Source organism: Enterococcus mediterraneensis (genome assembly GCF_900604485.1).
GTDB lineage: Bacteria > Bacillota > Bacilli > Lactobacillales > Enterococcaceae > Enterococcus_C > Enterococcus_C mediterraneensis.
In genome coordinates this window covers 100391-126792 of record NZ_UWOP01000002.1, presented here as the reverse complement: position 1 = coordinate 126792, position 26402 = coordinate 100391, and the positions used below count along the sequence as shown (strand labels likewise).

Genomic DNA, 26402 nt, shown 5'->3' with positions numbered 1-26402 from the left:
TAAAATGCATAGTAATAAAATTTTGATCGTCGATGATGATCCGGCGATCCGCCGCTTGATCTGGAAGACTTTGCAGTCTACTGGGATCTTGATTTATCAAAGCGATTCTATCGAAAAGACCATCGATATCATGTCGCGGGTTACTTTTGATCTGTATCTTTTAGATATTACATTGGAATATGAAAATGATGGGTATCACCTTGCACAATTGATCCGCGAAAAAGATCCGTTAGTGCCCATCATGTTTCTCAGCGGGAAAAATAGCGAAGATGACATGATCACAGGACTGGAAGTCGGAGCGGATCAATATATCACAAAACCTTTCTCCCCTAAACTGCTGAAGGCGCAAATCGTAGCCATGCTCAATCGCGGCCAAGTCATCAAAAAGCAAAGCTACTCCGCACCAAGTGATGAATTACGAATAGGGGATTTTCGATTTGATAAAACACGGTATCAATTTTTCAAAAAGGATCAGCTGATCAAGCTTTCTTCAAAAGAAACACAACTGATGCAGTTCTTTTTGGAGCATCCTAATCAGGTTTTTTCAAAAGAACAGATTTATCAAAGTGTCTGGGAAGACGGTGAACTAGACAACAACACGATCATGGTCTTTATCAATCATCTGCGCAATAAAATCGAAGACGATCCTAAAAATGCCCGCTACCTGCGGACGATCTGGGGGATCGGCTATACCTTCATACCGACGGGAGAGGAATAGCAGGATCAGGAAGGATGCCTTCCAATAAAGCAAAATAAATACTTAAAGACAGCAGATCCGCGGCACCGCCCGGACTTAAATTACGCTGGATCAAGACAGCATCATACTTTATTAATTCATCAACCAATTTTTCACTAGGAAGATTGGCTTGATGGATTTTTTTCATTTCGTCTTTTACTAACTGCCAAGCAGAAAAACCGCCGCGATGCAAAAGATTATTGTCTTCGATCTCGCTCATCAAAAGGACCAGTACCCGCAACAAGATAACTTGAGGATCTTCAGGCTGTGCTGTTCGTAAAAAGGGCAGTACGAAATCAGCCAGCGCTGGATATCCTTTTGCAGCTTCCCCGCGGATACCGGTGATCCCGTTTTCCAAATACAATCTTTCACCGTAGGAAAGTGTCGTTTTTAGATGCAGATCGCTAAAATCTTTTTGGATCAGATTTTGTGTCATTGACGCGCTGATTTTCAGGACTTCCGCGGTATCTTTTTCTGAGAAGGGCAATTGCTGACAGGACTGAAGATAAAACCCTGTTGCCCCCAATAAAACCGCTAATGAAAAATTAGCGCCTTTGTGGGTATTGACGCCGTTTGTAGCAGTCAGCATCGCTTTTTCCGCAAAGATCCCCAGTTGCCGCAGCTTGTCAAACAATGTTTCCAAATCGCCTTGATGGGTATAGCCGGCTTCAAAATATTCCACAAAAAACGGCGACAAACCTTGGATACTTGCTATAAACGTCTGATAATCCATATCTTGATGGGCGCCGTTGGTTTGCCGGTCTACCAGTCCCGGTTTTGGCGTCAAAAAAACCTCGTAGAAAAGGGCTTTTTCCGCATAATCGGCTATTTGCTTTGAAAAGGGGTTACTCAATTTGATGACGCTCCATTTCTTTGATGATGAATTGCAGTGAGCGGTCCAAGTGTTCATGGGTGATCAGCGTGATCTGCTCGATATCATTTGTTTTCATGCCGCGATAGATCAGCCAATGCTCTTCCAACGCTTTTGAACGGCGCTCAGATGCCCGGATCGCGATATCGCGAAAATAGACCAGATAGGCTTGCAGTTCTGTCACGATTTCTTTCAAACGCAGCATCTGGCTTTTTTGATAGATAAATGAATTGAAATCAGAAAAGTTCGTAAGCAGTTCATCAACTTTATCCTCACGATTAAAAGCTTCCCCTTGTTCTAAAAGGGCTTTTAATTCTTCAAAGTCTTGCTCGTTCATTTTTTCCATTGCTCGGATCGTTGCCAACGTATCCAGTGATTTTCTTATATCATAAATTTCATAGGCGTCTTTGATGCTGATTCCTCTGACGATCACACCGATCTTAGGGATATGTTCTACTAATTGTTCTGCCGCTAATTTTTGTAAAGCAAAGCGGATAGGGGTACGACTGATATTCAATGTTTCGGAAAACTCTTTTTCATTGATCCGTTCACCAGCAGGAATATCTCCTAGAATGATGGTTTTACGGAATGCTTCATAAACTAAGTGTTTCAATGGTTTATTTTGTGATAGATCCAGATTTTTATTGACCGCTGCAATGATGGGGCTCATAACTGTCTCCTTTTTTGGAATGATTTTCTTCATAATAATTGATGAAACAAGAATATTCCAGCGATAATTTGCGTCTTTCTCATTTTGTTTGTTAAACTAAAACCGAGGCGTAGTGAGCGCCTCGGTCTGATGATGCTGGATTTATTGTGGGATGTATAATGGCATATGTCCCAAAAGAACGATCGTAACAACAAAAATGATAAAGATACCAAGAGCGTATTTAGCGGCTTCTTTTTGCCATTGTCCCATATCCAAACCTGTCAAACGCAACAGCAAGTAGATGAATGCGACTAATGGGCTCAATAAGTGGAACGCTTGCCCCATTAAAGAAGCTAAAGCCATTTCCATATTTGTGAAGCCGTATGCTTGACCGGCTTCGGCTAGGACTGGCAAGACGCCAAAGTAGAAGCCGTCGTTGGAAATAAAGAAAGTACCTGGCGCTGAGATCAATGCGATGACTAATCCCCAGAAACCAGCCAGCTGTTTAGGGATGATTTGGGTAAAGCTGTTTGCCAAGGCTTCTGCCATTCCAGAGCCTTGGAATAGTCCCATGAAAACACCTGCGGCAAATACCAAGATAACTACTTGAACAGCGTCGCCGCCGTTTGCACCGATACGTGCGGACTGATCTTTTAATACTGGGTAGTTGACCATCAATGCGATACAAGTACCGATCAAGAATAAGAAGAGCGGCGGCATTTCAATTGCTGAGATAAATGATCCACCTACTAGCCAAGCAATCAATCCGATCGTCAATACAGCGTTGAAAATGAAGTTTTTAGGACGACGGATCTCTAATGTCTCTGGATCTGTAACCGTGGTCATTTCCTCGATTTCAGCAGCTGTCAGTTCAGTGATACCTAAGCGGGCACGTTCTTGTTTACCCATGCGTCGAGCAACGAAAAAGATGACATAAAGAATGGAAAGGATCATCCCTGGTGCTAGATAGGTCAAGATGTCTGCATCCACATTCAACACAGCCATTGCCCGTGCAGTTGGTCCGCCCCAAGGCAATAGGTTCATGATCGTGTTTTGCAAGATGATCAATACACCGAGATTCATCATTTTCATATCCAATTTTTTATAGATCGGAATAAATGCTGAACAACAGATCAATGTGGTGGTGGTTCCATCCCCATTTAGAGAAACAGCAGCGGCAACGACTGCTGTTGCCATCAATACTTTCATCGGATCACCTTTCGCAAACAAGATCATTTTTTTGGTGATCGGATCGAATAAACCAGCATCCAACATGATAGAAAAGTACAAAATAGCAAACAGGAGCATGATCCCTGTATTAGAAGTCGTTTTGATCCCTTCTAATACGAAATCACCGAGATTACCTTTGTTTGAAACACCCGTCAACAAAGCGATGATCGTAAAGATCAATGGGATCACGACTAATGAAGTGAACGGGGACATTTTTTTCCGCATGATCACGAACATGAAGACGATGATCATAGCATAGGACAATACGGTTAATAACATTTTTACTTCTTCCTTCCTCACTTTTTGTAAGCGTTGTCAAGCGTCATCAATAAAAAAACGAAAGGATATTATTAATAATTTCACAATCTAAGCTTTTTAATAATTTGATTCCGCTTGTTGACCAAAGAATAATCAAAAATAAAAAAAGTTAAAAGAAGAATCGAATAAAAAAACAGAAAAAAAACAATTTTTATCCAACATTCTTATCAGGTACTTAAAAATTTATTAATATTTTCTTAACGCCCAGCATAACCTTGATATGATAGGCTTTCTTAGAAAAAACGCTTAATTGGAACAGAAAAAGAACAATTTTTATTGATCTGTCAGCTAGTACACAAATGTATAACGAATATAATAAACATGACAAAAGATTACTAGAAGGGAGTGGGGATATGCGATTGTTTAAGAGATTGTTCACAAAAGAACAAGAGACGGAGGAACGACCTCCCTTAGTCAAAAATGACAGTTCTAAAAACGACATTTCTAAAGAAGAACAATGGGAGCCGATACCGGAATTTATTGAAGCAGATCAAAAGGACTACGAATTAGTCAGTGTGATCGCGACAGCGATCGCAGCAGGAGATCACCCGGAAAGGCAGTTTGTAGTGAAAAAAATTCTGCAGCGTAATCCAGAAGCCCGGACTGTGGCGATCATCGCCGCAAGTTTAGCCGCTGAGATGCAGGATGACAGCCGATTGATCGTTAGAAAAATAGCAAGGAAAAAATAGATTGGAGGAGTAATATGTTACGCAAATTTAAAATCTCAATTGATGGTAAAGAATATTTAGTAGAAATGGAAGAAATCGGGGGTGTCCCACAACCGGCTGCACCGGTTCAGCAATCTGCACCTGCTGCGCAACCTGCACCTGAACCAGTTGTTCAAGAAGCACCAGCTCCAGCGGCAAGCGCGCCAACAGCAGCTGCCGGCAGTGATGCCATGACTGCGCCGATGCCAGGTACGATCTTGCGTTTATTAGTTAATGTAGGAGATCAGGTACAAGAAAATCAACCACTGATGATCTTAGAAGCTATGAAAATGGAAAATGAAGTAGTTGCTGGAAAAGCAGGAACAGTTTCTGGTATCCATGTGACACAAGGACAGATCGTCAATGCTGGCGATGCATTGATCACGATCGATTAAAAATTTTTAAGGGAAATTTTTCTCCAACATTCAATTAAGCGGAATGGAACAAATTAGAAGGAAGTGAAATTGTGGAAACACTTATACAAGGGATCACATCAATTACTGGTGGGCAGATTATTATGATGCTCATTGGGGCGTTGTTGATGTATTTAGGGATCAAAAAAGAATATGAACCGACATTGCTTGTGCCGATGGGGCTGGGCACGTTATTAGTCAATTTTCCAGGCACCGGCGTTTTGACACAAACTGTAGGCGGTGTCGAGCAAGAAGGAGTCTTTGATATTCTTTTCAAAGCAGGGATCGGCACCGAGCTGTTTCCATTACTGATCTTTATCGGAATCGGCGCAATGATCGATTTTGGGCCATTACTACAAAATCCATTCATGTTGCTTTTCGGAGCGGCAGCGCAGTTCGGGATTTTCTTTACGATCATTGTTGCAGTTTTATTTGGATTTGATATTCGGGAAGCTGCTTCTATCGGGATCATCGGCGCCGCTGACGGACCAACTTCGATTTTTGTTGCTAATACATTGGCAGAAAATCTATTAGGACCGATCACGGTGGCAGCTTATTCTTACATGGCGTTAGTTCCAATCATCCAACCAGTTGCCATCAAAGCTGTTACAACGAAAAAAGAACGTCAAATACGGATGCATTACAAAGCAGAAAATGTGTCGAAAATGACAAAAATTCTATTCCCGATCATTATTACGATCGTAGCAGGCTTCATCGCACCGATCTCACTTCCGTTAGTTGGATTCTTGATGTTCGGTAACTTATTGCGAGAATGCGGCGTATTGGAACGTCTTTCTCTTACCGCGCAAAATGAACTGGTCAATATCGTCAGCATCCTGTTAGGTTTGACGATCTCATTCAAAATGCAGGCTGATCAATTCTTGAATATCCAAACATTGATGATCATCGCTTTTGGTTTGGTGGCATTTGTTATGGATTCTATCGGCGGTGTCTTGTTCGCAAAATTATTGAACTTGTTCCGTAAAGAAAAGATCAATCCAATGATCGGTGCCGCTGGGATCTCAGCATTTCCAATGTCCAGCCGCGTGATCCAAAAAATGGCTACAGATGAAGATCCGCAAAATTTTGTATTGATGTATGCTGTCGGTGCGAATGTTTCAGGACAAATCGCTTCGGTTATCGCCGGCGGATTATTACTGGCATTCTTTAGTTAAGGAGGAGAGAAAATGAGTTTTGATATGGCAGATATTTGGACAGCATTGGAATTGATGCTTTTCGGAATGGGCGGCGTCTTCTTAGTATTGTTTATTTTGTATTTGGTTTCTCAGGCGTTATTGAAAGTCTTTCCTGCCACTAAGAAATAGGAAGGGATGCAAGCATGTTCGTCTTAAAAAGATTATGGCTGGATCGGGATAAAAAAGCCTATGAGCGTTGGTCCGAATTGATGACAAAAGCCGGTCTGAGTCCAAAAGAACAAGTGGAATATACTGTTGGGATATACGCTGGTGAACGATTGGCGGCGATCGGTTCTTTTGACCGCAACATCATTAAATGTGTCGCAGTCTGCAAAGATTTTCAATCTGAGAATCTATTGACCCAAATTGTGATGCATCTGATGGAACGTATGAGAGAAGAAGGGAATACCCATATCTTCCTTTATACAAAACCGCAAAACGAAGCGATCTTTCATTCGTTGGGTTTTCGAAAAATCATCAACAGTGAACAGATCCTTTTCATGGAACAAGGAACACCGGATTTTTCAATGTACCTCCAACAACTGACAGAAGTACGGAAAAACGAACAGTCAGCCGGGATCGTCATGAACGCCAATCCTTTCACGAAGGGGCATCAATACCTGGTGGAGACCGCCGCAAAAGCCAATCGGCAAGTATATGTCTTTGTCGTATCCGAAGATCGTTCCGAGTTTACTACAAAAGAACGGTTGGAGCTGGTGAAGCTAGGGGTGGCTCATCTGGACAATGTTACCGTTGTACCGACAAATGATTATCTGGTCTCTTCGGCGACATTCCCATCGTATTTTTTGAAGGATCGTGCGGAAGCTGACCTAGCCAAGGTCCAAGCACGTTTTGACGCGGCATTGTTTAAAGAAAAAATCGCGCCGGTACTGAACATTACCAAACGCTATGTCGGGGAAGAACCTTTTTCTAAAGTGACGGAGATCTACAACCAAAGCATGGCGGAAGTTTTCGGCCACGAGATCCAACTGGTAGTTTTACCTAGAAAAGAGATCCGTCAACAAGTCATTAGTGCGACAAAAGTACGTGAAGCGATCAAAAACAAAGATGAACAGCTGCTGGCGGCATTTTTGCCAGAAACAACTTATGATTATTTAAAAGCGCATAAAAAGATATAGGGGTGAGCAACATCGTGAAAATAGTTAAAAATGCAGTCGCTGGGACCGTTGAATCCAGTGACATCATGATCACCATCGATGCAAATGAAGTCGATGAGATTTCCATTGATCTAGAAAGCAGCGTGGAAAAACAATTCGGTCAGCAAATCCGCAAAGTGATCGAAGAAACACTTAAAAATTTAGGCGTAACAGCCGCTAAGATCACAGCTATCGATAAAGGCGCGTTAGACTGTACCATCCAAGCTCGGACGATTACAGCCGCACATCGCGGGGCTGAAAAAGAGACCTATGATTGGAAGGAGATAGATTCATGGAACGCTTAAGAAGAACGATGATGTTTGTTCCCGGTGCCAATGCAGCGATGCTGCGCGACGCACCGCTTTATGGCGCAGACTCGATCATGTTTGATCTGGAAGATGCTGTCTCATTAAAAGAAAAAGATTCCGCACGGATGCTGGTACACTTCGCGTTACGGACATTTGATTACAGCAGTGTCGAAACAGTTGTTCGGATCAATGGGTTAGATACAGTCGGAGCAATCGATATCGAAGCGATGGTTTTGGCAGGTGTGAATGTTATCCGTTTGCCTAAAACAGAGACCGCGCAAGATATCGTGGATGTCGATCAAGTAATCACTAAAGTAGAAGAAGAAAATGGCATCACAGTGGGAACCACTAAGATGATGGCGGCCATTGAATCAGCAGCGGGTGTTTTAAATGCGCCTGAGATTGCCAAAGCATCAGACCGCTTGATCGGTATCGCGTTGGGGGCAGAAGATTATGTCACCAACATGAAAACAAAACGCTATCCTGATGGACAGGAATTATTCTTTGCCCGCAGCATGATCTTACACGCGGCGCGGGCTGCCGGTATCGCGGCGATCGACACGGTGTACTCCGACGTCGATAACACAGAAGGCTTCAAAGAAGAAGTGATGCGTATCAAACAACTTGGTTTCGATGGCAAGTCTGTTATCAATCCTCGTCAGATTCCACTCGTCAATGAGATCTATGCCCCTAATGAGCGGGAGATCCAAAACGCCAAGGAAGTCATTTGGGCGATTCGTGAAGCGGAAGCAAAAGGTTCCGGTGTGATTGCTTTAAACGGCAAGATGATCGACAAACCGATCGTTGAACGAGCAGAACGTGTGATTGCTTTGGCAAAAGCAGCGAAATTGATCACTGAGGAGGATATTTAGTCATGGTCATGAATAAAGTAGGAAAAGAGATCCCTCAAACATATGCCGATCAATATGGCGTATACGAAGGAGAACTTGCACATATCACACCTTATCAAGAGGCTAACCGCAAAATCAAACCGGTTAAACCTCGCGATAACAAAATAGTAGGCAGTATTCGAGAAGCCATCGAAAAAACCGGCCTGAAAGACGGCATGACGATTTCCTTCCATCATCATTTTCGTGAAGGGGATTATGTCATGAATATGGTTTTGGCAGAAATCGCAAATATGGGGATCAAAAACCTTTCCATCGCGCCAAGTTCTATCGCCAATGTCCATGAACCGTTGATCGAACACATCAAAAATGGTGTGGTTACTAATATCACTTCCAGCGGCTTGAGAGACAAAGTCGGTGCGGCGATCTCTTCTGGGATCATGGAAAATCCGGTAGTGATCCGTTCTCATGGGGGACGTGCCAGAGCTGTCGCGGCCGGTGATATCCATATCGATGTCGCTTTTCTCGGAGCGCCAAGCTCTGATGAATATGGAAATGCCAATGGAACTGTCGGAAAAGCGACTTGCGGATCATTAGGATACGCGATGATCGATGCAAAATATGCCGATCAAGTAGTGATCATTACCGATACCTTAGTGCCGTTTCCTAATACACCGATCAGCATCCCACAAACAGATGTAGATTATGTCGTTGAAGTCGATGCTATCGGTGATCCAGCAGGGATCGCAAAAGGGGCGACTCGTTTCACAAAAAATCCGAAAGAATTATTGATCGCAGAATATGCAGCCAAAGTGATCACCAATTCGCCTTATTATAAAGAAGGATTTTCTTTCCAAACCGGAACCGGCGGCGCAGCATTAGCAGTTTCCCGATTTATGCGGGAAGCAATGCTGAAAGACGGTATCAAAGCAAGTTTCGCACTTGGTGGGATCACCAATGCGATGGTGGAACTTCTGGAAGAAGGTTTGGTCGAAAAAATCATGGATGTCCAGGACTTCGATCATCCGTCAGCGATTTCTTTAGGAACCAACAGCAATCATTATGAGATCGATGCGAACATGTACGCTTCACCTTTGAGCAAAGGCTCCGTGATCAATCAGCTGGATACCGCGATCTTGTCTGCTTTAGAGATCGACACAGATTTCAACATCAACGTGATCACCGGATCAGATGGTGTAATCCGCGGTGCGTCTGGTGGACACTCAGATACAAGTATGGCGTGCAAGATGAGCTTAGTGATCGCACCGATCGTTCGCGGACGTATCCCAACAATTGTTGACAAAGTCAATACTGTGGTGACCCCAGGAACCAGTGTGGATGTCGTTGTCACAGAAGTCGGGGTCGCTATCAATCCGAACCGACCAGATTTGATGGAACACTTTAAAAAATTGGATGTTCCTCAATACACGATCGAAGAATTAAAAGAAAAAGCCTACAGTATCGTTGGCAAACCGGAACCGATCCAATACGGCGATAAAGTCGTTGCATTGATCGAATACCGAGATGGTACATTGATCGATGTGGTAAAAAATGTCTAATGATCTATTTGATGGACCAACGATCATTCTGCCTGAAATGCTGGAAGCTAGAGAGAGCCGAGCAGCTGCTCAAAAAGAAATCTTGACAGCTAATCACGACGCGGCGTTGTTATCAGCGACAATGAACATTCCCGGACCGGTGAAAAATTCACCTACTTTAACGAAAATTTTCGAAGAGATGATCGAAACAATTGAAAGCCGATTATTCAATGTTTCGGTCGCCCATCTTTATCGCAGCAAAAAAACCGGTCCGGAATATTACTTGGCTGTTTCCTTAACCAGCCAAGAACTGAAAAAACAAATGGTGACAATCGAAGAGACCCATCCTTATGGCCGCTTGATGGACTTAGACGTGCTTTGGCTGGAAGATGGCGACATCAAGAGCGTCAGCCGACAAGAACTCGGGCTGCCAAGAAGACGCTGCTATGTTTGCCAACAAGATGCCAAAGAATGCGGACGCTCACGAAAACACACAGTAGCCGAGATGCATCAGGCAATCGCAACAATTATAAACAATGGAAAGGGGCACTGTAATGACTAAAAAAATCCTTTTTACGGAAACGGTGTTGCGGGATGGACAGCAAAGTTTGATCGCGACTCGGATGCCGACTTCAGATATGCTGCCGATTCTTCAAACCATGGACGAGGCAGGATTTCATGCCCTTGAAATGTGGGGCGGCGCGACATTTGACTCATGTATCCGTTTCTTAGATGAAGATCCATGGGAAAGATTGCGGCAGATCCGTAAACAAGTTAAAAATACAAAATTGCAAATGCTATTGCGAGGGCAAAATCTATTAGGCTATAAAAACTACGCTGATGATGTGGTTCGGGCATTTGTAGAAAAATCAGTTGAAAACGGGATCGATGTGATCCGAGTATTTGATGCTTTGAATGATACTCGTAATCTGAAGACATCGATCACCACTGCTAAAGAAGCCGGCGGCCACTGCCAAACAGCGATCTCTTATACTACGAGTGCGATCCATACGGTAGATTATTTTGTTAAATTGGCAAAAGAAATGGCTGAAGCTGGGGCGGACTCCATCTGCATCAAAGATATGGCGGGAGTATTAACACCGCAAACCGGTTATGAATTGGTGGCTAAGATCAAAGATGCTGTGGCTTTGCCTTTAGAAGTCCATACCCATGCTACCAGCGGAATCTCCGAAATGACATATCTGAAGGTTGCCGAAGCCGGCGCGGATATCATCGATACGGCGATTTCTTCTTTTGCCGGTGGAACAAGTCAGCCAGCAACTGAATCAGTCGCTATTGCGCTAGAAGATATGGGATTTGAGACAGGTCTGAAGATGGAGAAACTAGCCGAAATGGCGGAATACTTTAATCCGATCCGTGATCGCTTCCGCAATGAAGGGATCTTGAATCCAAAAGTAAAAGATATCGAACCAAAAACATTGATATATCAAGTTCCTGGCGGAATGCTGTCTAACCTTTTGAGCCAATTGACAGAGCAGGGACTCCAAGATAAATACGAAGAAGTTTTAGCAGAAGTCCCTAAAGTCCGTGCTGATCTGGGGTTTCCTCCATTGGTGACACCATTGTCGCAAATGGTAGGGACCCAATCATTGATGAACGTTATTTCCGGCGAGCGCTACAAACTAGTGCCAAATGAGATCAAAGACTACGTCCGAGGTTTATATGGACGTCCGCCAGCACCGATTGCAAAAGAGGTGCAGGAAAAAATCATCGGCACCGAAGAAGTAGTGACCGTCCGACCAGCGGATCTGATCGAACCGCAATTACCAGGTTTTGCAGAAGAGATCAAAGAATATGCTAAATCAGAAGAAGATGTCTTGATGTACGCATTATTCCCGCAACAAGCCAAAGATTTCTTAGGAAGACGGGAAGATCCTTTCTATGATATTCCGGTACAAACGGTAGATGTACGCATCGATTTAAATTAAAAACAGTTTATAGTATCAATCAAAGAACCCATCACAATCAAAAATTGTCATGGGTTTTTTGGTTGGAAAAGACGTATACTCATTACTGAATATTTCTGTGAATAATATACTTATAATAAAATATATCTATCAAAGTTAGACAAGAAATCGATGCTGTTTTGTACCAATATCGTAAGGTCTATTTGGATATTATTTATTACAATTAAAATAAATTACATGAATTTTCAGAAAAAACTTGTGAAAATTAAGAAATTTGTTAAAATGTCATAAAGATTTAAAAAGGGGGAATTTCATGAAGAATTATAAAAGGTTGTCATTGATACAAAAAATTATTATTGGGATCTTGATTGGTGGGATTTTGGGAGTTGTTGTTCCTTCCTGGGAACCGATCGGGATTTTAGGGGATTTATTCATTGAGGCATTAAAAGGTATCGCGCCGGTTTTAGTTTTTACACTGATCCTTGCTTCATTGGCGAAACATTCCAAAGGGCAGCAGACACATATGAAAACCGTGATCGTTCTTTATTTAGCGGCTACTTTAGTTGCTGCTCTAACAGCTGTTGTCGCGTCCTATCTTTTCCCAGTCAAATTGGTTTTACCGGAATTGACGACTAAATATCAAGCACCGCAAAATTTGAAGGAGATTTTAACCGGTATTTTGACGAATGCCGTGATGAACCCAGTCAAAGCAGTAGCAGAAGGCAATTATTTAGCGATTTTAGTTTGGAGTTGTGTGATTGGGTTAAGTTTGCGGGCATTTAGTGAAACGACTAAAAAGGTCGTTACGGATATTTCTGAAGCTGTCTCCAATGTTGTTCAAATCGTGATCGAGTTGGCACCTTTTGGGATCATCGGCTTAGTTTTCCGTTCCGTTTCTGATATCGGATTGAGCGGGATGGCTGAATACGGGAAACTGATTTTGTTAGTAGTCGGCACGATGCTTTTTGTGGCGTATATTGTTTATCCATTGATGGTCTTTGTATTGCTGCGACAAAATCCGTTTCCGCTGACCTTTTATTGTATGAAAGAAAGCGGGATCCCAGCGTTCTTTACTCGTAGTTCAGCGGTCAATATTCCTATCAATATGGAGTTGTCTGAGAGATTGAAGCTGAACAAGGAATCTTATTCTATTTCGATTCCATTAGGCGCTTCTGCCAACAGTGGGGGAGCTGCTATGACGATTTCTATCATGACATTGGCCACTGCCTATACTTTGGGTATACATGTACCATTCACATTGGCATTTCTTTTGTGCTTGCTGTCTGGGATCTCTGCTACAGGAGCCTCTGGGATCGCTGGCGGAAGTTTATTGCTGATTCCATTAGCCTGCAGCTTGTTCAATATTCCTAATGATATCGCCATGCAAGTGGTGGGCGTAGGTTTTGTGATCGGTGTGATCCAAGACTCTGTAGAAACGGCTGTGAATTCGGCAAGCGACCTATTGTTTACCGCCACCGCTGAATTTTACGACTTGAAGCGGGCGGGAAAACCCGTAGATATCAACGAACGAGTTCGTGAAGCGAAATTATAATAAGAGAATCCGTAGTTGTTGTCTTGAATGAGGCAAGCTGCGGATTTTTTTAGATAAAATATTTTATTCGATATAAAAAAGGCTTGAAAAAAGCAAAAGTCCGCATTTTTAGATTTGAGTCGTCAAATCAAAAGCCGAAAAGAAACGTATAGATTTATATGAGCTTCTAAATGTCAGTCAAGCGTTGTTTGGCCGGCGTCAAAAGGTGAGAGTAGTTCGACGAGATTATAAGAAAAAGTACTGATGGGCTAAAGCCCACCTTGATAGATAATCTTTAGTTTTTTTATTATCTGTATGCAAGCACACTATAAAATAGAATTAGTAATAGATATTTGCTAATATAGCTGAAAGTAGGGAGAAAAAGGATGGAAATTTTAAATTTTGACCACGTAAAACTTATTCGCGAACAAAACGTCCTCTTACAAGATATCAATTGGCACGTCAAATCTGGTGAAGATTGGGCAATACTGGGGTTAAATGGTGCTGGAAAGAGTTTGATGTTGAACATGATATCAGGTAATTTGTGGCCCTCTGAGGGAAAGCTAACTGTCTTGGGAGAATTATTTGGGGAAACGTCAATCCCTGATTTGACGAAACGAATCGGATGGGTGAGCCAGTCATTACAAGAACGCATCCATCGAGAAGAACGGTCTGAATACATTGTTTTATCAGGAAAATTTGCCAGTATCGGAATCTATCAAACATATTCAGAAGGCGATCTAGCAGAAGCTAAACAGCTTTTACGTTCACTTGGAGCTGAAAAACTAATTGGCAAAGCATTTAAGGTCTTGTCTCAAGGAGAGAAACAAATCGTGCTGATTGCACGTGCATTGATGGCTAAACCAGAATTATTGATTTTAGATGAACCATGTAATGGATTGGATCTATTTGCAAAAGAAGATCTATTGGCGCGCATCAAAAGAATGAAACAAGAGATAGATGCGCCAAGTTTATTGTATGTGACCCATCATACAGAGGAAATTTTACCATTTATCAATCATCTGTTAATGATCCGAAATGGCCAGATTTATAAACAAGGACTCCGTAAAGAATTACTAAATGAAGCTACATTGAATGATTTTTATCAACGACCAATTGCTATCCATACGATGAGCGAAGAACGTTTGATGGTTATTCCTAGATAAAAGAAGAATATCTACTATTTTAGTGAGGGTGCTAATGTTGTAAGCATTTTGTTTTCGTTGAACCCCACAAGATTGGATCTTCCGGTACAATTGATAGAAATGAGCGATGAATTTTTTCAAAAGAAAATTTAGTATACTAGGAACGTAAGATAATCATAATTAACAAGTAGAAGAATTAGTATGTATATTATGAATAGCGAAACAAACTGTGAAAAAAATTTCAGATAACCTGATTGTCAGCATACTTTCAGGTTGTCTTTTTTGAGTAAGAAACAGGTATCTATTAACGTAAAGCGGGCACTACAATTTCTAAAAATTATAGTGCCCGTTTTTGGTGCCAAATACTATCACTTTTCTGAGCGATCCTTTGATTGAACCCACCAAAGATTGCCTAAGGGATCCGCAAAACCACCCATAGATCCCATCTCTTCTGTTGGTTCCATTACAGACATTGCGCCGGCTGCCACTGCTTTTTGGTACGTTTCGATCGCATCTTCGACATAAACATACATCTGAACTGGAATCAGTCCATCATTTTTTAATTCTCCGCATACACCAGGACCGCAGCTGCCATCTGCGGAAGTATCCGCAAAATAAACAATGCTGTTGCCGATTTTCATTTCAGCGTGAATAATGCCTTCCGTACCTTCCAATTTATTGATCTTCAATACTTCAGACTGAAACGTTTTTTCAGTAAATTCGATAAATTGTGACGCGTTTAGAACCATAAAATAAGGGACGACCGTTTGTTTTTCTTGTTGTTTTTTCATAGATAAGCTCTCCTTTGAGTTAGGTATTTGTAAAGTGCCAAAATCCACCTTACTCTTTAATCATATAATATTAGTGCAAATGATAAGGTTTTGTTACTATAGACATAGTTAAAACAAAGTTAGTATAAAAAAAGCCGTCATGAACTTTAATGTTTATTTGTAAAGAAAAGAGGTGTGGATAATGAAAGGCATCGAGATAGCGAAAAAGTTGAATATAAGCACAAGCGCATTGCGACATTACGAAGCATGGGAAATCGTTCCAAAAGTTGAGCGAGCTGAAAATGGATATCGTATCTATTCAAAAGAGCATGAAGCGTATTTTCAATGTATCCGTGCATTAAATACGGGATTTGGGATGGACCTGGTCAAAAGAGTTATGCCAAAAATCATAAGTGGAGATATCCATGATGCTTTGTGGCTAATCAACAAAGCCCAAGTCGATCTCCACACTGAAAAAGAAATCGTCTATAAAACCTTGGCTATCCTTGATTCTAAAGATTTAACAGATCTTCCTGATATGAAATATTACTCAAAAAAATCTTTCACGATTGGAGAGGTGGCAAAAGAAGCGAACGTATCAGCTTCAGCTATTCGTCATTGGGAAAGGGAGGGATTGATCGAGCCTAGTCGGCATAAAGAAAGCGGCTTCCGTATCTTCAGCCTGTCTGATATCAGGAGGGTATTTATTATCCGTACAATCCAAAGAGCGGTATTTTCGTTGGATATCGTTCGTGAGGTGTTGGAAGATATTGATAAAAATGATATCCTGCGCACCAAAGAGATGGCTCTACAATCTCTTCAATATATCGATCACTTGCTAGTAGAGCAGATTCGAGGTATCGCGTCATTGCAGAAACCCTTGGATGTTGTGGGAGAAAAGAAGCCGGGAGTATCATGAATGGAGCTTGCAATACACGAATGTTGGGTATCATTAAGAAAATGTGTATCATGGAAAATGAATGGGGCAGCTGTATTTATGTTTTAAGAAACTGACAATACGGAGGAGGAATTGTCATGGAAAGGAATATAGGCAGACCGGAAATAAAGATAAAAGATAAAAAAGTTATACGACCACAAAAACCATGGTCTATTGATATCCAGAATTTTTTAAGATATTTAAGAGATAAGAATGTTACATATGTACCCGAACCATTAGGCTTTGATCAGGATGGGAACGAAATTCTCTCTTACGTACCGGGAGAGGTTTACAGTTATCCATTGCCAGCTAAACTTTTAACTCATAAATCAATTATATCTGCGGGGAAGTTACTGAGAGACTTTCATGATAAAGGAGCCGATTTTCTAAAATCATTAAGCGGTCAAGAAAAATGGATGTTAACTTATGATATGCCCCACGAGGTGATGTGTCATGGAGACTTTGCCCCTTACAACGTCACGACAATTGATGGAATAGCAACTGGAATAATTGATTTTGATACCGTGATGCCTGGGACTAGATTGTGGGATGTCGTTTACGGAGCATATCGATGGGTTCCGTTATATTTTGATGATACAACAGAAGTCACTACTGAGATGCAGGTAAGGTTAAGACTGTTTTTGGAGGCTTATGGACTTTCAAAAAGCGAGTATTCCTTAATAGTTCCTTGTTTGGTTAAAAGGTTGGACTATTTGATTGAATTTATGGAGAAAGAAGCTCAAAGTGGTGAAAAGAATTTTCAAGTCAATATTGCAGATGGGCATATAGAAAAATATAAAAACGATATAAAGTTTTTAAAAGAAAACGAAGAACTGCTCGCTCCTGGATGATACAAAGAAAGCGAATCTTGGAACTTCAGTTTGTTTGACATCAAGAGGATATTCATTATCTATACGATCCAAAGAGAAGGTGAATGATATTGCCTCATTACGAAGCTTTTGGATATCATTGCAGAAAAAGAGACTTGATTTTGTTCATTTCGAATCAGAATCATATGTATATCTGTGCTCAGTGTATATAACTTAATCATTGGCAGTAGCGGAAGTAGAGGCGTTGAATACCTAAAAAGCAGAAAGCTGATCGTCCTAATAAGACCCGTCGTTCATATCAATACTAAGGCATACAGTCCGCCACAGTGGGAGTATCCACTGCGTCACTGAAAAGGGGAAAACTTCGCAAAAAGTGAAAGAAAGCCCGTCAATCGCAGGATCGACGGGCTGTTTGTTCTAATTGGATTATTTGAATTGAACTAGTGAGCGGTTAATAATCTTTCAGATAGTTCAACAAACTATTCTTTAAAGGACCTTCTAATTTGTCAGTAGGTAACAAATGGAAATAGATAGCTGCTAAGAAATTTTTAAACGTTGCTAGTCGGCTAAAATCAATCCTCTCATGCAAAGGAAAATTTTGTTGGTTAATCCACGTCGCCACGGTTTCAGATTTTAAGTGACCAGCTAAGATATTTTCATAGATAACAGTTGCTAATCTGCGTTCTTCTTCATCTACAAAAGCTTCAGGCAACCTTTTGAAAACACCAGAAATCACTTCTAGCGCTTTTGATTTTAAATTGTCTGGGAATTTTTCATGCAGCATACAATAAAGTAACAAATCTGCACCGTGGGCAAAAGCATGTACCCAACCATAATTATCGGAGTAACCAGTAAAATCTTGTTCTAATTCTAAATACTTAATGGCTGAGTGAAAATAATAATCTCGTTCTGATTCAGTCAAAAGCCCATAGTAACCAGAGTCCTTTTTTCCATCGACATAAACTAAAACACAAATAAGCAAAGCAGTGAATGTTCTGGTCAGTGTGGCCGGTAAACCTCGATGGATATGGTAAAATAACAATTCATTATCAATTGTTTGCTTCACTAAAAATCGATATTGATCTTTTGTCATTAAATTTTCTGAAAGTCCACGAACAAGTAATAAATAAACCAGTTTATCACGAATTTCAGCTTTAGGATTCCCAATGTTTTCCACCAACCAAGATACTTCTTGATCAGAAAAAACAATTTCTTTAGAAGCTAGTTTTTCCCGTAAAATACTTTCCACCTTAACTCCTCCTTTGCTAAATTATAGCAGGTAAAAGGCAATTAGGTTGTAATAAATTTTCATACTTTTACTTGATATAGTTAGAATTTGTCCAATTTGGTGTTAAATGAATCCTTGTATCACTCTGCTTGCTGCTATACATACTAACAAAAATGAGTATGGATTTCAGACCATCTTACATTGTTTTTCTTTTTTATAACTAAAGATGTTCATAATTAGCAAAACCGATTTCTTTGCGGCTTGTTTATAATTCTTTTTCATTTTTTAATCAAAGGATTTATTTGAAATAATTTATCTTGATTCTGCGTTTTTTTTTAACTACCTTAAAAGCAATTGATCAGACAAACGAAAAGTTTTTTGCTGATTGAAAAAACTCCAAAGTCAGATGAGTGATTTCTATGTGCTTTCCAATCAGTTTATGCCAGCAATTTATCAAAATTAGTTAGAGGATCAATGAACTAAGCGATGATCTTGTGAGGGCTGTTTTGAAATGGTCGATATATGACTTGTAAAAACCATTGCAACATAATAAAAACGGCATTTATCTCTCAACTTACGGAGAGAACAAATACCGTTTTTTAGTCGTTTATACTATCAAAAAAGCAGCTGCCAAGTAAAACCATATTTATCAGTAACCCAACAGATCTCTGTATACTTATCGAAATTTTTTTCGTGCATGATTACGGTGCCGCCTTCTTTTAACGTGTTGAAAGCTTGGTCAAACTCTGCCTGATCATCAACTTCAATCAAAATAGAAGATGCCCAAGTAGGAGTTGGGGCGGGAGAGTCCTTTGTCATATCTAAAAATCCAAGTGTAATATTGCCTAACTGTAATTCACCTTCAAGGATCAAATTTGATTCATCCTTGCTGGCCGCTCCATAACGATTCAACTTAGTAATCTGAGAACTAGGAAAAGCTGTATGGTAAAGATTGATTGCCGCTTCAGCCTGACCGCTATATGTCAAAAACGGAAATGCCTGTTTCATCCTGCTCCCTCCTAAACTATTGTTATGTTACAGAGATAATTATAACATGGCACTGATAAAAATACTTAAAGCCAGCTTTTCTGTTGAGTTTCAAAAGAAGAAAAACTGTGGGAGATGCTTTATTATCAGCTTGTACCTGTAAACTGCCAGAATTTAAAGAGAATTATTGTATTTTATTAATAAAAGGAAAAAGTCATCAGAGGCTTTACGTATTTTGACTGCTTCATCTTAATCCCTCGATTCTGACGTATCTATGATTATTATATATAGAATCAAAATCACAGCATTCTTTGTTGAATGGTTTATATATTTTGTTCTAGAAAGTAAGGGAAAATCAAATCAGAGATAGTTTTTTAAAGCTAAAAAAAGAAAGGTTAGTGCTTATTTTTACCAGCAGATCGATAGAATAAAAAGAGCAATAAAATTACAAAAGAGACTGCCTTTTTGCTTGTTCCTTCTTTAAAATTACGATAAAATCAACGAACAATGACGAAAGAAAGTTGCGTGCCATCATGATCGATAAGAGATAATTGTTTGTTTGGGAATTTAGGAATACGTATTTTACAGGTAGGGGTGTTATTGTTATGACTGACTCGCAATCTTTCAATTTAAATAAATGGCGCAAGAATTTTTATCTTTTTCTGGCAGGTCAATTTCTTTCGGGGATCACTAGCATGGTGGTGCAGTATGCGATCATTTGGTATTTGACTAGAGCAACAGGCTCTGCGACGATCTTAAGTTTTGCGACACTGCTAGGCATGATTCCAATGGTAGTCTTAGGACCCTTTGTAGGACCATTGATCGATCGATGGAATAAAAAAGTTCTTTTGATCGTAACGGATGTCGTTGTCGCGATCTTTGCGATTGTCTTATCGATCGCAGGGACGCTTGCATCAGAATTTCCTCTGTGGCTGGTTTTTGTTTCGCTTTTTGTGCGTTCCGTTGCGCAGACATTTCAAATGCCGACGATCCAGTCAATCTTGCCAACGATGGTTCCAGAAAAAGAACTAACAAAAGTCAATGGTCAGCTAGGCGCGGTACAATCGGCTAACTTTATTATCGCACCGGCGTTAGGAGCATTTTTATTTTCTGTCATTCCAATGAATTTCTTGATTTTGACAGATGTATTAGGAGCAATTTTGGGAGTAGGGATGTTAGCGCTGGTGACGATTCCTCATGTCGTTTCAGAAGGAGAAAGCATCCATCTTTTAGCAGATTCAAAATTTGGTTTGAAAAAGCTCGTTGAAAATAAAGGATTATGGTACATTACGATCATCGGTGCGGTGTTTACATTGATATTCATGCCGGCCGCTAGTCTTTATCCGTTGATGACAATGGATTATTTTAATGGAACTGTGGGACAAGCCGGTTTGATTGAAGTTGTTTATTCGGTAGGGATGTTGGCAGGGGGAGCAATCATCGGGATCTTTGGTAAATGGAGCGATCGAATGAAGCCGATATTCGCTGCATATACAGTGATTGGGATCACTATCGGTCTCAGCGGCTTTTTACCGGGAACTAATCGTGGATTTGTTTATTTCGTGATTCTGAATATTTTTGCCGGGCTCGCTACACCGTTTTTCAATACATTATTGATGGCGATGATCCAACAAAGCTTTGAGCCAAAATATTTGGGACGAATCATGGGTGTTTTGAATTCATTGATGAGTATCACCGGACCTGTGGGCTTGATTTTTGCAGGTCCTTTGGCGGATAAAATAGGTGTAGAAAAGATTTTTATCCTTGCCGGCGTAGGGACATTGATTTGTGGTGTGATTACTTTCTTGACACCAGCTGCGCGCAATTATGACAAGGAATTGAATCAAAAATTGGCAGAAAAACGTGCCGCAAAAAGCGATACTTCTGTAGACAATCAAGACTGAAACAATGCCTCCAAAATTTTGGAGGCATTTGTTTTATAAAATATTTACTTCCAAGCAACGGTATTTTGGTATTGAGAAACAATTTGTTCTTATTGAAGACATTCTCATTACGTATGCAGTATAATAATATAAATTTAATAAATAGGTCATTAAAAGGAGCTTCTTATATGAATACAAAAAATAAAACCTATCGTTTAACGATTCGGGCAATTTTAACTGCGATTATTATTGTTCAAGCCATGATTCCGTTTTTTGGCTATATTCCTTTAGGGATAGTAAGTGTCACCATCATCCATATCACTGTCATTGTTGCCGCAATTACACTAGGCATGAAAGATGGGATGTTCATCGGACTGATGTGGGGGATTTTTACGATCATTCGCGCGTTTACTTCTCCGTCTACGCCTTTAGATATCGCAGTCTTCACAAATCCGATCATCTCAGTCGTTCCCAGAGTCCTTGTCGGTTTAGTGTCAGGATTCTTATTCCAATGGCTATATCGCAAGTCTAAAAAGGTTGTATTTTCTTCAGTGATTGCTGCGATTTTCGGAACTTTGACCAACACGGTCTTAGTGTTGGGATTGATGGGACTTCTCTATACTAATCTGGTAGCGAAAACTTACGGCGTGGATACTTCCGCCTTATTTACAACTCTAAGCGCGCTTGTTGTAACCAATGGGATTCCAGAAGTAATCGCAGCCGCCGTTATTACACCGATCATTGTCAAAGCTTTATTTGCATCTACACAATTAAAACCGGGGGAATAAGAGGTCGGAGTATTTTCACAATTTTAGAATTTATGAACAGATAAAACGGCCCTTTGAAATTCTTTTTCAAGGGTCTTATTTTTTGTTAACACGAATCCTTTTTTTCATTTATTGGTAAAAAATTGACGTTCTACAATTTTAAAAAAGGAATATAATAAAAATAAATAATGGAATAAATCCAAAAAAATCTAGAAGAAAGATAAAAAAGTTGCACCATTTTAAGAAAGAAGGGAAAAATCATGAAAATAACTTTTGACGAACCAGCGCTCCAAAAGATCCAATCGCACCTCAACGATAAAAAGAAATTACTATTGACCTTTGAGGACGGTGTAGGTCCTTACTCGCAGCACGCTATGATCCATATGCAAGTCCAGTTTACGTTGAATATCGTTGATGCCGCCGAAACCGCGGCAGATTATGATACAGCAGTCCCTAGCAACTTGGGGGATATCTGGATCAAAGGTTATTCATCAGTCGATTTAGATCCTAACATGACGATCCGTTATCAAACGAATCGAGGGATGTTTACTTTGAGCGGGGATGGCGGTATGATCGACGATAATTTAGGATTTATTGATTTTACGGGTAACTAAATAAAGTCAAGAACGGGACTGAAAGTATTGTTTACCAATTCAGTCCTTTGTTTTATTCAATTTCATTCAAAAATAAATATATAGTTGAAATTTATTTGGAAATGGATTATAGTATGTGTGTAAACGGTTACTTATTTTAGAAGGTGAAGAAATGGCGACCATTAGAGATGTTGCAAAGCTTGCTGGTTTATCTGTCGCGACAGTATCAAGAGCTATCAATGGAAGCGGGTATGTCAGTGAAGAGTCCCGTAAAAAAATCAATCGCGCAATCAAAGATTTAAATTTTCGACCGAACGAAGTAGCGCGTTCGCTTTATCAAAAAAAATCAAAATTGGTCGGCTTATTATTGCCAGACATCTCAAATCCCTTTTTTCCGCTTTTAGCAAAAGGTGTGGAAGATTTTTTACATGGAAAAGGGTATCAGGTCATTTTAGGTAATGTCCAAGAGAATTCTGAACGGGCAGTAGATTATATCCATGCTTTTAGTCAGAACAATATTGCCGGAGTTTTATCAGCGGTAGATGGCGATATTATTACTTATGATGAATTTAAACCGCTTGTTTTTCTTGATCGAGTCGGTACGGATTCTGAGTATTCGATTCATGCGGACGATCTGTCTGGAGGTGAATTAGCGGCACGTGCTGTTTTAGAAACTGCTCCTGGAGGAATCGTTGTGATCGCTGGCCCTAAGGAAGTCGATCGTTCCCATGAACGCCTTCAAGGAATGATCAAGATATTGAATCAATCAAAAAGCCGTTATTTCGTTGTACATTCTTCCTCTTTTTTACTAGAGGATGCTGTAAAAACGGCGCAGGAAGTATTTGAACATTTTCCGCTGATTGACACAGTGATCGCACCAAGTGATATCCATGCGATCGCGTTGATCCAAGAAGCTTACCGCCGGAATATCCGTGTACCTGCGGATCTACAGGTGATAGGATATGATGACATTCCTATCAGCAATCTAGTAGTGCCGCCGTTGACGACGATCCATCAGCCGGCTTATGAAATCGGCTATCAGGGAGCGGAAATGCTTTACCAACTGATGAATAATAAAAAAGTAAACCAAAAGAAAATCGTACTACCAGTTACACTTATTGAACGAGATACATTGAGAAAGAAGGGGCGCAAATGAAAATTACAGTAGTGGGGAGTATGTCGACTGATTTTGTGGTGACTACCGATATCAAGCCGAATCAAGGAGAAACAGTGATTGGCAAGAACTTTACCACCGCATTTGGCGGTAAGGGAGCAAATCAGGCGGTCGCTGCCAGCCGGCTTGGGGCAGAGGTGTCAATGGTAGGTAAAGTAGGCAATGACGCATTTGGTACAGCTATCATAGCAAATCTTGAAAGCACTGGTGTTGATATAAGTCATGTGGAACGGGTTACACATAGCGAGAGCGGCTCAGCCCATATCGTATTGTTTCAAGAGGATAACAGTATCATCGTGATTCCTGGTGCAAATAATGAGATGCTGCCGCAAGATATTGAAACATTCAGTGACCAATTATTAGCAAGTGATCTGGTGATTTTACAAAATGAGATACCGCAAGCCACCAACGAAGCGATCATTGATTTTTGTTGGGAGCATACTATCGATACTTTGCTGAATCCTGCGCCGGCACGCTCTATTTCAGAAGAATATATCGAAAAGGTGAGTTATCTTACGCCAAATGAGCATGAAGCGGCGATTCTTTTTCCCGGCCAAACACAAAAGGAAGTGCTAGCGAAATATCCCAACAAGCTCATTATCACGTTAGGATCAAGAGGAGCGGTATTCCATAACGGAAAAGAAGAAGTGGTCGTACCGGCATTTAAGGTCAAGCCTCTTGATACCACCGGTGCTGGGGATACATTCAACGGTGCTATGGCAACTGCGTTATTAAACGGGAAAGAGCTGCCTGAAGCGTTAGGCTTTGCCAATCTTGCAGCAGCCATTTCTGTGCAAGGATTCGGGGCGCAAGGAGGCATGCCAACACTAGAAATGATGAAGGAGCATTCAAGCTATGAAAAAAAATGGGATTTTAAATAGCAATATCGCTAAAGTATTGGCGGATTTGGGACACACAGATCAGCTTACGATAGGGGATGCCGGCTTGCCGGTTCCCTCAGGAGTTGAAAAAATCGATCTGGCATTGCGTTTAGGTATTCCCAGCTTTGATTCAGTGCTGGATACAGTTCTAGAAGATATGGCCGTCGAAAAAGTTTTTCTAGCAGAAGAGATCAAAGAGCAGAACCCTGATCAGTTAAAGAAAATTTTGGAAGCGTTACCTGATGGAATTGATGTGGTCTTTATTAGTCATGAAGATTTCAAAAAGCAAACAAGCCGCTCAAAAACGATCATCCGAACTGGCGAAAATACACCTTATGCAAATATCATTTTGCAATCAGCAGTTATTTTTTAGGGATATTTAGTTACGAATCGGTCAATAGGTAGAAGGCGTATTTCCGGTGTGCCAGTTTTGATTTTAAGGAGGTTCTATAAATGAATGTTGAAATGAAGAATATCTCTAAATCTTTTGGAACAAATCAAGTATTGCGAGACGTTAGTATTGAAATCAACAGCGGAGAAATCCATGCATTGATGGGAGAAAATGGTGCCGGAAAATCAACATTGATGAATATTTTGACAGGCCTTCACAAAAAAGATGGCGGGTCGATCCTTATTGATGGAGAGGAAAAAATATTCTCCGGGCCCAAAGAAGCGGAAGAATTCGGGATCAGTTTTATTCATCAGGAAATGAATTCATGGCCGCAAATGACCGTTTTAGAAAATTTATTTTTAAATAATGAATTAAAGAATTCTTTTGGGCTTTTGGATACGAAAAGAATGAAAACGATTGCTGTGGAGTATATGGAGCGCTTAGGGATCGATCTGCCTTTGGATGTCGAGATAGAAGATTTGTCTGTGGGGCAACAACAAATCATCGAGATCATTAAAGCTCTCATGACAGATGCAAAGGTTTTGATCATGGATGAACCGACGGCAGCTTTATCTGACACGGAAATCAAGTCATTGTTCAAGATCATCTATCAACTGAAAGAGCAAGGAGTCGCCATTGTCTATATCTCTCACCGGATGGAAGAGATCTTTTTGATCAGTGATAGAATCACTGTCATGCGAGATGGGCTGTCCATCGATACGACAGATACCGCCAAAACAAACGTCAATGAAGTCGTCAAGAAAATGGTAGGCCGGGAGATTTCAGATTATTACCCGGAAAAAACGAGCCCCATCGGTGAAGTTATTTTTACTGTCGATCATCTGACCGCTGCAAATGGTCTGTTCAAAGATATCTCTTTTTCAGTCAGAAGTGGGGAAATACTGGGCTTTTCTGGATTAATGGGTTCTGGGCGTACCGAAATCATGCGCGGGATTTTTGGGCTTGACCCGATAGAATCCGGAACATTAACTATCAATGGGGAAAAGAAAAAAATCGAAACGCCAACAAAATCGATCCAAAACGGTATCGGCTTTTTGACTGAGAATCGGAAATCTGAAGGGTTAGTATTGGACTTTCCTGTGTTGGACAACATCAGTCTGCCTTCCATCGACGGTTTTATCAAAAGGGGATTGGTAGATAAAAAGGTGGAAGAGGAATTTGCCGAATTATTGATCCAGCGGCTTTTGATCAACGAGCTTGCGGAAAGAGGAGTAGCCATTATTGTTGTATCCAGTGATTTACCGGAAGTTATGGGAATCAGTGACCGTATTTTGATCATCCATGAAGGAAAGATCAATGGAGAATTGCAAAAGGCAGATTTTGAACAAGAGAAGATCATGACCTACGCGACAGGAGGAAAATAAG

The 26402-nt window shown here is 40.6% G+C and carries 28 protein-coding genes; 22 read left to right on the top strand and 6 right to left on the bottom strand.

Annotated elements, in window-relative coordinates; all coding sequences use genetic code 11:
- Positions 1-4 precede the first annotated feature (4 nt).
- Positions 5-718, top strand: a complete 714-nt coding sequence (locus EFB00_RS12525) for a response regulator transcription factor (RefSeq protein WP_122647221.1) — start codon at positions 5-7, stop codon at positions 716-718.
- Here EFB00_RS12525 and citG read toward each other — a convergent pair.
- From citG to EFB00_RS12510, 3 genes are all read right to left on the bottom strand, one after another.
- Positions 696-1589: a triphosphoribosyl-dephospho-CoA synthase CitG gene (citG, locus tag EFB00_RS12520; RefSeq protein WP_241153462.1), complete on the bottom strand. Its 894-nt coding sequence runs from the start codon at positions 1587-1589 to the stop codon at positions 696-698. The genes EFB00_RS12525 and citG overlap by 23 nt on opposite strands.
- Positions 1582-2277, bottom strand: coding sequence for a GntR family transcriptional regulator (locus tag EFB00_RS12515; protein ID WP_122647219.1), 696 nt, complete (start codon positions 2275-2277; stop codon positions 1582-1584). Before EFB00_RS12515 ends, citG begins: the two co-directional genes overlap by 8 nt.
- A gap of 141 nt (positions 2278-2418) precedes the next feature.
- Positions 2419-3765 (bottom strand): CitMHS family transporter, encoded by a 1347-nt coding sequence (locus EFB00_RS12510; RefSeq protein WP_122647218.1) that lies wholly within the window; start codon positions 3763-3765, stop codon positions 2419-2421.
- Positions 3766-4157: 392 nt separating this feature from the next.
- Between EFB00_RS12510 and EFB00_RS12505 the strand changes: the two genes are divergently transcribed.
- The 12 genes from EFB00_RS12505 to EFB00_RS12450 all read left to right on the top strand — a co-directional run bounded on the left by EFB00_RS12505 (position 4158) and on the right by EFB00_RS12450 (position 14596).
- Positions 4158-4493, top strand: coding sequence for a hypothetical protein (locus tag EFB00_RS12505; protein WP_122647217.1), 336 nt, complete (start codon positions 4158-4160; stop codon positions 4491-4493).
- Between the two features lie 14 nt (positions 4494-4507).
- Positions 4508-4906 carry an acetyl-CoA carboxylase biotin carboxyl carrier protein subunit gene (locus EFB00_RS12500; protein ID WP_122647216.1) on the top strand — a complete coding sequence of 133 codons (399 nt, stop codon included), beginning with the start codon at positions 4508-4510 and terminating at the stop codon, positions 4904-4906.
- Positions 4907-4977: 71 nt separating this feature from the next.
- Positions 4978-6099: a sodium ion-translocating decarboxylase subunit beta gene (locus EFB00_RS12495; RefSeq protein WP_122647215.1), complete on the top strand. Its 1122-nt coding sequence runs from the start codon at positions 4978-4980 to the stop codon at positions 6097-6099.
- Between the two features lie 12 nt (positions 6100-6111).
- A complete protein-coding gene (locus tag EFB00_RS12490; RefSeq protein ID WP_122647214.1) occupies positions 6112-6249 on the top strand; it encodes an OadG-related small transporter subunit in 138 nt (45 codons plus the stop codon).
- Positions 6250-6263: 14 nt separating this feature from the next.
- Positions 6264-7259 carry a [citrate (pro-3S)-lyase] ligase gene (gene citC, locus EFB00_RS12485; protein WP_122647213.1) on the top strand — a complete coding sequence of 332 codons (996 nt, stop codon included), beginning with the start codon at positions 6264-6266 and terminating at the stop codon, positions 7257-7259.
- A 14-nt stretch (positions 7260-7273) separates the two neighbouring features.
- Complete coding sequence (gene citD, locus EFB00_RS12480) at positions 7274-7582, top strand: citrate lyase acyl carrier protein (protein ID WP_122647339.1); 309 nt, start codon at positions 7274-7276, stop codon at positions 7580-7582.
- On the top strand, positions 7570-8457 hold the full coding sequence (gene citE, locus EFB00_RS12475; RefSeq protein ID WP_122647212.1) for a citrate (pro-3S)-lyase subunit beta: 888 nt from the start codon (positions 7570-7572) through the stop codon (positions 8455-8457). Before citD ends, citE begins: the two co-directional genes overlap by 13 nt.
- Positions 8458-8459: 2 nt before the next feature.
- Positions 8460-9992, top strand: coding sequence for a citrate lyase subunit alpha (citF, locus tag EFB00_RS12470; protein ID WP_122647211.1), 1533 nt, complete (start codon positions 8460-8462; stop codon positions 9990-9992).
- Positions 9985-10533: a citrate lyase holo-[acyl-carrier protein] synthase gene (gene citX, locus EFB00_RS12465; protein WP_122647210.1), complete on the top strand. Its 549-nt coding sequence runs from the start codon at positions 9985-9987 to the stop codon at positions 10531-10533. The genes citF and citX overlap by 8 nt, the downstream gene beginning before the upstream one ends.
- Complete coding sequence (locus EFB00_RS12460; protein ID WP_122647209.1) at positions 10526-11920, top strand: oxaloacetate decarboxylase subunit alpha; 1395 nt, start codon at positions 10526-10528, stop codon at positions 11918-11920. Before citX ends, EFB00_RS12460 begins: the two co-directional genes overlap by 8 nt.
- 292 nt (positions 11921-12212) lie before the next feature.
- Positions 12213-13451 (top strand): serine/threonine transporter SstT, encoded by a 1239-nt coding sequence (gene sstT / locus EFB00_RS12455; protein WP_122647208.1) that lies wholly within the window; start codon positions 12213-12215, stop codon positions 13449-13451.
- Positions 13452-13816: 365 nt separating this feature from the next.
- Positions 13817-14596 (top strand): ABC transporter ATP-binding protein, encoded by a 780-nt coding sequence (locus tag EFB00_RS12450; RefSeq protein ID WP_122647207.1) that lies wholly within the window; start codon positions 13817-13819, stop codon positions 14594-14596.
- Positions 14597-14943: 347 nt separating this feature from the next.
- On the opposite strand, the gene EFB00_RS12445 is transcribed toward EFB00_RS12450, so the two are convergent.
- Complete coding sequence (locus EFB00_RS12445) at positions 14944-15366, bottom strand: VOC family protein (protein ID WP_122647206.1); 423 nt, start codon at positions 15364-15366, stop codon at positions 14944-14946.
- A 181-nt stretch (positions 15367-15547) separates the two neighbouring features.
- Here EFB00_RS12445 and EFB00_RS12440 point away from each other — a divergent pair, with 181 nt between their 5' ends.
- Positions 15548-16264 carry a MerR family DNA-binding transcriptional regulator gene (locus EFB00_RS12440; protein WP_122647205.1) on the top strand — a complete coding sequence of 239 codons (717 nt, stop codon included), beginning with the start codon at positions 15548-15550 and terminating at the stop codon, positions 16262-16264.
- A 116-nt stretch (positions 16265-16380) separates the two neighbouring features.
- Positions 16381-17133 (top strand): phosphotransferase, encoded by a 753-nt coding sequence (locus tag EFB00_RS12435; protein ID WP_241153461.1) that lies wholly within the window; start codon positions 16381-16383, stop codon positions 17131-17133.
- Positions 17134-17563: 430 nt separating this feature from the next.
- On the opposite strand, the gene EFB00_RS12430 is transcribed toward EFB00_RS12435, so the two are convergent.
- Both EFB00_RS12430 and EFB00_RS12425 read right to left on the bottom strand, forming a co-directional pair.
- Entirely contained in the window at positions 17564-18361 is a 798-nt protein-coding gene (locus tag EFB00_RS12430) for a DUF2785 domain-containing protein (protein ID WP_122647203.1), read from the bottom strand.
- Positions 18362-18955: 594 nt separating this feature from the next.
- A complete protein-coding gene (locus EFB00_RS12425; RefSeq protein WP_122647202.1) occupies positions 18956-19348 on the bottom strand; it encodes a VOC family protein in 393 nt (130 codons plus the stop codon).
- Between the two features lie 584 nt (positions 19349-19932).
- Between EFB00_RS12425 and EFB00_RS12420 the strand changes: the two genes are divergently transcribed.
- From EFB00_RS12420 to EFB00_RS12390, 7 genes are all read left to right on the top strand, one after another.
- Positions 19933-21231, top strand: coding sequence for an MFS transporter (locus EFB00_RS12420; protein ID WP_122647201.1), 1299 nt, complete (start codon positions 19933-19935; stop codon positions 21229-21231).
- Between the two features lie 167 nt (positions 21232-21398).
- Complete coding sequence (locus EFB00_RS12415) at positions 21399-21998, top strand: ECF transporter S component (RefSeq protein WP_122647200.1); 600 nt, start codon at positions 21399-21401, stop codon at positions 21996-21998.
- 239 nt (positions 21999-22237) lie between these two features.
- Positions 22238-22591, top strand: coding sequence for an iron-sulfur cluster biosynthesis family protein (locus EFB00_RS12410; RefSeq protein WP_122647199.1), 354 nt, complete (start codon positions 22238-22240; stop codon positions 22589-22591).
- Between the two features lie 151 nt (positions 22592-22742).
- Positions 22743-23726 (top strand): LacI family DNA-binding transcriptional regulator, encoded by a 984-nt coding sequence (locus EFB00_RS12405; protein WP_122647198.1) that lies wholly within the window; start codon positions 22743-22745, stop codon positions 23724-23726.
- Entirely contained in the window at positions 23723-24625 is a 903-nt protein-coding gene (gene rbsK, locus EFB00_RS12400; RefSeq protein WP_122647197.1) for a ribokinase, read from the top strand. The genes EFB00_RS12405 and rbsK overlap by 4 nt, the downstream gene beginning before the upstream one ends.
- A complete protein-coding gene (gene rbsD / locus EFB00_RS12395; RefSeq protein WP_122647196.1) occupies positions 24600-24998 on the top strand; it encodes a D-ribose pyranase in 399 nt (132 codons plus the stop codon). Before rbsK ends, rbsD begins: the two co-directional genes overlap by 26 nt.
- A gap of 80 nt (positions 24999-25078) precedes the next feature.
- Complete coding sequence (locus tag EFB00_RS12390) at positions 25079-26401, top strand: sugar ABC transporter ATP-binding protein (protein ID WP_122647195.1); 1323 nt, start codon at positions 25079-25081, stop codon at positions 26399-26401.
- The last annotated feature ends 1 nt before the right edge of the window (position 26402 follow it).